The organism is Zhongshania aquatica, from assembly GCF_027257955.1.
Taxonomy (GTDB): domain Bacteria; phylum Pseudomonadota; class Gammaproteobacteria; order Pseudomonadales; family Spongiibacteraceae; genus Spongiibacter; species Spongiibacter aquatica.
Window position 1 is genome coordinate 1 of sequence record NZ_JANZNQ010000053.1, and the last position, 8,263, is coordinate 8,263.

At 47.5% G+C, this 8,263-nt stretch carries 5 protein-coding genes; 1 reads left to right on the forward strand and 4 read right to left on the reverse strand.

Going from position 1 to position 8,263, the window contains the following annotated elements; all coding sequences use genetic code 11:
- Positions 1-87 precede the first annotated feature (87 nt).
- From O9X78_RS20115 to O9X78_RS20130, 4 genes are all read right to left on the reverse strand, one after another.
- Positions 88-564, reverse strand: a complete 477-nt coding sequence (locus O9X78_RS20115; RefSeq protein ID WP_269621498.1) for a hypothetical protein — start codon at positions 562-564, stop codon at positions 88-90.
- Complete coding sequence (locus tag O9X78_RS20120) at positions 552-2,276, reverse strand: hypothetical protein (RefSeq protein WP_269621499.1); 1,725 nt, start codon at positions 2,274-2,276, stop codon at positions 552-554. Before O9X78_RS20120 ends, O9X78_RS20115 begins: the two co-directional genes overlap by 13 nt.
- A gap of 82 nt (positions 2,277-2,358) precedes the next feature.
- Entirely contained in the window at positions 2,359-3,462 is a 1,104-nt protein-coding gene (locus O9X78_RS20125; protein WP_269621500.1) for a tyrosine-type recombinase/integrase, read from the reverse strand.
- A gap of 275 nt (positions 3,463-3,737) precedes the next feature.
- Positions 3,738-5,102, reverse strand: a complete 1,365-nt coding sequence (locus O9X78_RS20130; RefSeq protein ID WP_269621501.1) for an MFS transporter — start codon at positions 5,100-5,102, stop codon at positions 3,738-3,740.
- Positions 5,103-5,247: 145 nt separating this feature from the next.
- On the opposite strand from O9X78_RS20130, the gene uvrA reads away from it, so the two are divergent.
- Positions 5,248-8,106: an excinuclease ABC subunit UvrA gene (gene uvrA / locus O9X78_RS20135; RefSeq protein ID WP_269621502.1), complete on the forward strand. Its 2,859-nt coding sequence runs from the start codon at positions 5,248-5,250 to the stop codon at positions 8,104-8,106.
- Positions 8,107-8,263: the final 157 nt, after the last annotated feature.

The following is an 8,263-nucleotide window of genomic DNA, read 5'->3' on the forward strand; positions in this document are numbered from 1 at the left end:
GCGGTGGCGTGCTTGGAGAGGGAAGTAATCCTTGAGTATTCATAATAGGTGTCCACTTAAAATGAGGTGGACACCAAGGCTACTAGCTTAAAATCGAATGGAAAGGTGAGTTCGCCGGACGGTTACCGTTGATCGCCCTATGTTTCGCTCGGACAAATGCCTTTCGTACACCTTAATATCGCTTTCATTTACAGACTCCAACGATGCAACATTTCTCTCGAACGCCAACCAAAGGAAAAAACTCAACAGCTCCCGACAAATGAGTGCCAAAGTAGTCGTCCTATTACAATCTGTCGCATCTGACTCCATATACCAATATGCAACCTGCTTTGCCTTTTCAACCCAATATCTGCGACGCCCCAGAAAATCAACATCCGCACCATCTCGCCACCAATTAACAACGTAAGCAGATTTCGAGTATCCTGCGACCCGCTCTTCAAGACACCATTTATCGCTCTTTAAAGGGGTTAACAGCCACGATGGCTGAACGAGATCGTGATACCAGCTTCCGTCGCCATGAGGCGCTGGAGCGTTTATAGAGCTTGTAGTTGCTAACTTATCCATGGCAGTACTACCTCGTCCATTCGGCCTCGAGCATCCTGCAATTGCCGCGACTTGGTCTGCCCAATCAATGCCTGGTACTCCACCAGCTTAGGCATCCAAACCTTTTCCCAACGCTCTTCGTTTTCTAATTTTAGCCTTAGTTTCTGCTCAGTTAGATATTTCTCCCAAGCTAACCATTCTGCAACGATTTCTACAGATTCAAAAACTATTCTCTTGGCTTCACAATCACTGCACTTAAGTAATTTCACACATCCAACTTGTTCTTCATCTTCACTAGCACAGACATAACCGCTACCAGTTCTTTTAGCCTCCAAATCTACCTGATCAAGTAAGTATCGCTGGAAGTCGCGCTGCCGACGCAGCTGGATTGCCTGAGTTTCGACACCTTCTACATACCCTCTTGTAGTTGAAGTATTCCGGTGATGTAAATCACGCTTAATTTCATAAATACTTTTTCCTGCTAGTTTCTTAAGATACGCATGTGTCGGACGAAAATTTTCACCAGTTACCGTACCAACCAATGGCTTCAAAACCGGATATGACTTTACCGCACCCCGAAGAAATCTACGGACCATGTTTGCGGGTGACGATGGATCCAAGCTCCGAGCCGTTACTGCTCTTCCCGCAGCAGGCGTGTAGGTCACAAAAAGCTCGGGACATTCTTGCTGAAGATGCTCCGGCCCTCCAGGCAGCTCTGGCAAAAGCGTTTTCACTCTCACAGCTAAACTCGAAAAAGCCTTCACAAGAAAGTCGTCTTTCGGAAGCGCTACTGGCTCAGACCCTCCACGCCTCTTGCCGCAGAAAACATCAACAAAGCCTCGTTCAAAAGCTGGCCGACAACAATCTAAATATGTGTACAGCCTCAACCCATCGACATTTGGGCACAATTTTTCATGTGCCAATCCCAGTAAAAAATAGGAATCAAGAGATTTAGCCGTAGGGAAGAACGCTGACCTTACCCTCACTACAGACCAGCCATTAGGCTGTTTTCTCCACCACCCTAATATGCACTCTAACCCTCCATCTTCACCTGCAGGTAGTGCTCGCCCATAATGTACATACAGCCACTTTATAATCTGCTCTGGAGAGCGACGCACTCGCTCCGCTTCAAGCTGTTTTAGTGCCAAAGCATCTTCATCGGTAATCGACTGAATAAGCTTATCAACATACCGACAGTCTGCTTCATATCGCTCGATTTCTTTTTTGGCAAACTCTTGAATTGCATCCATACACGCCAACCCGAAAGCCAACGACTGAGCCTCAGCAAGTTCGATATTCAACTTTTCCTGCCAATATTGGACATCATTAGAAACGGACTCCGTTACCTCCGCCAATCGATACCTACAAGAATCTATAAATGTGACCTTATGCTTGGGGTCTTCCATCTTGAAGTTTTTAGGTAACGCAGCACTACCAATAACCTTGGCTGCCATAAGTGATCGTACGAAAGCGCGAGTAAGACCAAACTTTTGGCTTTTCGTGTTCACGCCAACTGTGGAATTTCTATCAAGGACTTCCTTGTACTCTTTTAGGGAGCGAGGCCCAACAACCCCTCTAACTGACACGACAAATCGCAAATAGGGCAAGATACCATTAGCCATCGTCCTCGCCCCCTCCTGCCCTCTCAAGAAAAGGTTCAATTCCCTTACGATGATTTCAGCATTATCCAAGTTCCTCAAATATGGAACCTCAATATCGCCTCCATTGTTCATTAAAAGAACCATTTCCCGCGAAGGTGAGACATGATGCACCTCGGCCGATGGCGTTGCCTCTAATGGCTTCCTGAGGACACGCCTAGACACGACTCTGCCCGCCATCAATATCTATATATGAGTCGAGCGCATTTTCGGTGGAGTGCCCCATAATTTGCCGGACAACAACGTCCGCTCGCGACACCCCAGCCGCCTGAAGGGTTTTTAGATTGGTATTGGCAGAATAATGACGCAAACCATGCGTCCAAACCTCCTCATCCTCCGTCAATATACCCTCACCAACAGCCTTCCACCAAGCTGACTTCACTTGATTTGAGAACGCTCTTGGGCATAATGCGTCCCCGGTCTTTGAAGATAAAAATACAAAACCGGGATCTTTGAAATCTTTGCTCCCATGCCTCTGCCGCATAAGACGTATAACCTCTTCCCTGTCCGTGTAAATATATTCCCATGTGTTTTTTATAAGAAACGGCGAGGCAGGGACTGTTCGGGGCTTTGATCCTTTAGTTACATCAAGCGTAACGGTAAGGCCATACCCACCATCGAGGGCCTTGAGGGCAGTTTCTAATGAAGGGAGCTTTTCGATTTTTAGATTAGTAATTTCATGTGCTCGTAAAGCCAGTGATACACCCCAGTCAATCATTAGCTCAAACCTTGCGGCCAAGTGCGATCCTTGCGGACCAAAAGGTTTTATCGCATTTATCCACTCAGCTCGCGGCTTCGGTCTCGCTGCCTTGACACTGGACGAAACCTTAACCGCCGGATGGCTCATTTTCCCTGACTTACCCATCTTAATACGAATACGAAAAGCGCTACCTTCCCCTATTAGGTTATAAACATAGCGCTCCTGCTCAAGCCAATGAAGGTAAGCCAAAACTGTCCTACACACCTGCGCTGCATAACTACGTGTATTTCCGCGACCTATAAGTTCAGAACGATAGGCCAAAATCCAAGCGTCATGCACATCCTGAAGCCCAATTCCATCAACAGCCAACTGCGATAGAAAATCACCAAGTTGTTGAGCGTAAGTGCCCAACGTTGAAACAACAGCGCCCTCTGCGTACGTGTCCAACAACCAATTCAAAGCTAACCAATTGACACTATAGTCACCATTCAAAATTAAAGGAAAGCCAGCCACCGGCACCCCGTAAAAATCTGCCTCACTTGTCTTTTTAATAATTGCCATTAGTTTAATTCCCACGCAGCGAAACCAACAGATAATTCAGAGGAACAAACAACGCGCCCCACTATAAGCCATCATAAAACAGTATATTAAAATGAATATGAACAAATGATAGCAGGGCTAAAAAAAAGGTCAAGATAGAATAGCAAAGCGTATAGTATTTCCTATGTGACAATAAATTACTTTATTCACTCCACGCGCCATGCGCCACCTCCTATTATTTCTATCAATACGGCTTTACGTGCCGAAAAAATTAACTATACCCGAATCCACTGCTATTAGCTGCCGAGACGAACGCCATCTGGCAGTGTTGCAGTGTCAAAATCGGCGCTCACTCGCAAATAGGCCAGCTGCTCGCTTTCCAATACCGTCATATCAAAGGTGCCAGGCAAACTTAAAATTTCCTGCCGTAACGTTACCGCATCCCATGCCCCAAACTGCCAATACAACACTAAATTTTCTGATTTAGGCGGAACGGTCATTCCCCAAGCAACAAATAACCACACTGCAGCTAAAATTGCGGCACCGACAAAAAGCCCAGACACACCCCAACGACCAAACACACCGCCACCCAATGCGCCGCCGCAAAAAGCACCGAAAAACTGAAAGGTCGAGTACACACCCATTGCAGTGCCCTTGCCGCCAGGATAAACCGTTTTACTAACAAGAGACGGCAATGATGCCTCGAGTAAATTAAACGCGACAAAAAATATAGTTACCATTAACAACAGATACCAATAATCTTGGGCAAAAAATATCGCCGCCGACAACACCACGACCATCGCGGTAATTGCCGACAAAAATATCTGCTTCATACGATTATATTTTTCCGCCACGATGATTAACGGGACCATACCGATGAATGCTAAGAGCATCACCGGTAAATACATTTTCCAATGGTCGCTCCGCGCAAGCCCCTGATCCTCGAGTAAACCCGGCACGGCAACAAAAATGGCCATAAGCACGGCATGTAGTGAAAAAATCCCAAGATTTAATCGCATTAAGTCGCTATCTCTAAGACAGCGACTCAGCAGACCGCTCAACGACTGACTGTCTGCATCTATTCCACCTGTATTCGGCGTCGGCACCAACCAGATTGTGATCACCACACCAATCACCGCCAGAATAGAAGTCAGTAAAAACAATCCCGACACACCGACTTCAGACGCAACCAACGGCCCCAAGACCATCGCAACTGCAAAAGAAACGCCAATGCTGCCCCCGATAGCCGCCATTGCTTTAGTGCGATGCTGCTCGCGGGTTAAATCCGCCAACAATGCCGTCAAGGTACTCGCGATAGCACCAGTGCCCTGCAATAGACGACCAAAAATAACCATAACAATATTGTCAGCACTAGCAGCCACGATACCGCCAGCAGCGAAAAGAAGCAGGCCCGCAATGATCACAGGCTTGCGACCAATGCGGTCTGACAACATACCTAATGGCACTTGCAGTGCAGCTTGCCCCAACCCATAAATCCCAAGTGCCAAGCCCACCAACATGGGCGTGCTATGGCTATATTCGCCCGCGTACAGACTCAGCACCGGCAATAACATAAAAAGGCCTAGCATGCGGAACGCGTACAACGTCGCCAGAGAAGCGACAGAACGACGCTCGGCTGCGCTCATCGTGTGATGATTCAAAAGTGGGATCCTAACAAGAACAAATATGCACAGATTCTAACAGCTAAACGGTACATGAAAAACCGCTATAAATTTTACCAAGCTTATTTTGCGCCCGGCTCCGCCCCCACCGTATAATGTCGGGTTTACCACGCTGGGAATTATTATGGATCGGATTATCGTTCGCGGTGCCCGCACCCACAATTTAAAAAATATAGACATTGATATTCCCCGCGACAAACTAGTTGTTATTACTGGCTTGTCTGGGTCGGGTAAATCGTCCCTCGCTTTCGATACACTTTACGCCGAAGGGCAGCGCCGCTATGTAGAATCACTCTCAACCTATGCGCGCCAATTCTTATCGATGATGGAAAAGCCCGATGTTGATCACATCGAAGGCCTATCGCCAGCAATATCAATCGAACAAAAATCAACATCACACAACCCACGCTCCACCGTGGGCACCATCACAGAAATTTATGACTATCTGCGCTTGCTATTTGCGCGCGCTGGCGAGCCTCGCTGCCCCGATCACAACACCGCATTATCCGCGCAGACAGTGAGCCAAATGGTAGACACTGTACTTGCACTACCAGAAGGCAGCAAAATGATGTTGCTAGCGCCGGTTATCCAAAATCGCAAAGGCGAACATTTACATACTTTTGAAAAACTGCGCAGCCAAGGATTTGTCCGCGCGCGTATTAACGGCATCGTCACGGAGCTCGACGATCTGCCCAGCTTAGACAAAAACAAAAAGCACTCTATTGAGGTAGTGGTTGACCGTTTCAAAGTGCGTGAGGATATTGGCCAGCGCTTAGCCGAGTCCTTCGAAACCGCATTAGAATTGACCGATGGCGTCGCATCCGTTGCCGACATGGATGACAGCAGCGTTGCAGAATTGGTGTTTTCCTCTAAATTTGCCTGCCCACACTGCGGATACAGTCTTGCGGAATTAGAGCCCCGACTATTTTCGTTTAATAGCCCACTTGGCGCCTGTAGCAGTTGCGACGGTTTAGGTGTAAAGCAATTCTTTGACGCCAACAGAATCATTCAGCACCCGGAAGCCAGCTTATCGACCGGTGCCATCCGCGGCTGGGACCGACGCAGTGTGTATTATTTCCACATGCTCACGTCCCTAGCTGAACATTATGGCTTCGACGTAGATGCGCCTTTTGAGTCCCTTAGTGAAGAACATCGCAATAAAATTCTATTCGGCAGTGACACCGAAGAAATTAGCTTTACCTACATCAATGACCGTGGCGACAACTTTCAGCGCAAGCATCCCTTTGAGGGTGTCATTCCGAATATGGATCGGCGTTACAAAGACACCGAATCGCAAACAGTTCGAGATGAGCTTAGTAAATTTCTTAATTCCCAGCCCTGCCCTTCTTGCAGCGGGACCAGGCTTAGAAAAGAAGCACGTAATGTTTTTATTCTTGAAAACACACTTCCTGAAATTGCAGCCATGCCAGTCGGTGCAGCACGAGAATATTTTACTACGCTTACCTTACAAGGCCGTCGCGCACAAATTGCAGATAAAATTCTCAAGGAGATCAACGACCGTCTTCGCTTTTTGGTCGACGTAGGTTTGAATTATTTAACACTAGATCGCAGCGCCGACACGCTATCCGGCGGCGAAGCACAGCGAATTCGTCTAGCCAGTCAAATTGGCGCAGGACTGGTTGGGGTCATGTATATTTTAGATGAGCCATCAATCGGCCTACATCAAAGAGACAACGAACGCCTGCTGAAGACTTTGAGACATCTGCGGGATATTGGCAACACTGTCATCGTGGTAGAGCATGACGAAGACGCAATTCGCACGGCGGATCACATTATCGATATCGGGCCAGGCGCTGGTGTACACGGCGGCCGAGTAATCGCTCAGGGCCAGCTCGACGATATCTTAAACAATCCAGAGTCACTGACGGGTCAATATTTGTCTGGCAAGAAAGCCATTGCCGTCCCGGAAAAGCGCCACCCCTTTAACAAGAAAAAGACCCTAGAAATAAAGGGGGCAAAGGGCAACAATCTACAGAACGTTGATCTCTCCATTCCCTTAGGTTTGATGACATGTATTACCGGTGTTTCCGGCTCCGGCAAATCAACACTTATCAATCACACACTCTATCCAGTAGCGGCAACCGAGCTTAACGGTGCGAGCACACTAACGGCCGCAGCACATGACTCAATAACAGGTCTACATCACGTCGACAAATGTATCGACATTGATCAGAGCCCGATTGGTCGTACGCCACGCTCAAACCCAGCAACTTATACGGGAATATTCACCCCAATACGTGAGCTATTCGCCGGCACCCAAGAAGCACGTTCACGGGGCTACAAAGTAGGTCGATTCAGTTTTAATGTTAAAGGCGGTCGCTGTGAAGCTTGCCAAGGTGACGGTGTAACTAAAGTCGAGATGCACTTCTTACCTGACATTTATGTCGCTTGCGAAGTCTGTAAAAGCCAGCGCTATAACAGAGAAACGCTGGAAATTACCTACAAAGGTAAAAATATTCACGAAGTTTTAGACATGACAGTGGAGGATGCAAACGGTTTTTTTGAAAACGTACCGAGCATAAGTAAAAAACTCCAAACGCTGATGGACGTTGGCTTGAGTTATATACGATTGGGCCAAGCCGCCACAACACTCTCGGGCGGTGAAGCACAACGCGTTAAACTCGCGCGCGAATTATCCAAACGAGACACCGGTAAAACACTCTATATTCTTGACGAGCCAACGACAGGCTTACACTTTGAAGACATTCAATTGCTGCTAACCGTACTTCACCGCTTGCGTGATCACGGCAATACAGTGGTCGTCATTGAACACAATCTGGACGTCATAAAAACTGCAGACTGGATAGTTGATCTAGGCCCAGAGGGTGGAAGCGGTGGCGGACTCATCATCGCCCAAGGAACCCCTGAAGATGTCGCAGGCATGCCGCAGTCGCATACAGGGCATTTTCTTGCGGACGTTCTAAAACTCAATATAAAGCGAAAAACGGCTGCCAAGAGTTAGGCTTTCTCAGCTCTTTCTATTCGAAAACATCGTAAGCAATGGGATGGACTCCTCCTCACCCTAGCAATGCGGCGTCAATGCGCCAGAATGGTAAGTGTCAATTTGCCATTCAGAAGATGAGGAGAAGCCCTATATGAACATTACAAGAGTTGGAGTA

What these genes read in the sequence shown, in the direction of transcription:
- O9X78_RS20125 (WP_269621500.1), bottom strand. Translation starts at nt 3,462, where the DNA reads ATGGCAATTATTAAAAAGACAAGTGAGGCAGATTTTTACGGGGTGCCG.
- uvrA (WP_269621502.1), top strand. Translation starts at nt 5,248, where the DNA reads ATGGATCGGATTATCGTTCGCGGTGCCCGCACCCACAATTTAAAAAAT.
- O9X78_RS20115 (WP_269621498.1), bottom strand. Translation starts at nt 564, where the DNA reads ATGGATAAGTTAGCAACTACAAGCTCTATAAACGCTCCAGCGCCTCAT.
- O9X78_RS20120 (WP_269621499.1), bottom strand. Translation starts at nt 2,276, where the DNA reads ATGAACAATGGAGGCGATATTGAGGTTCCATATTTGAGGAACTTGGAT.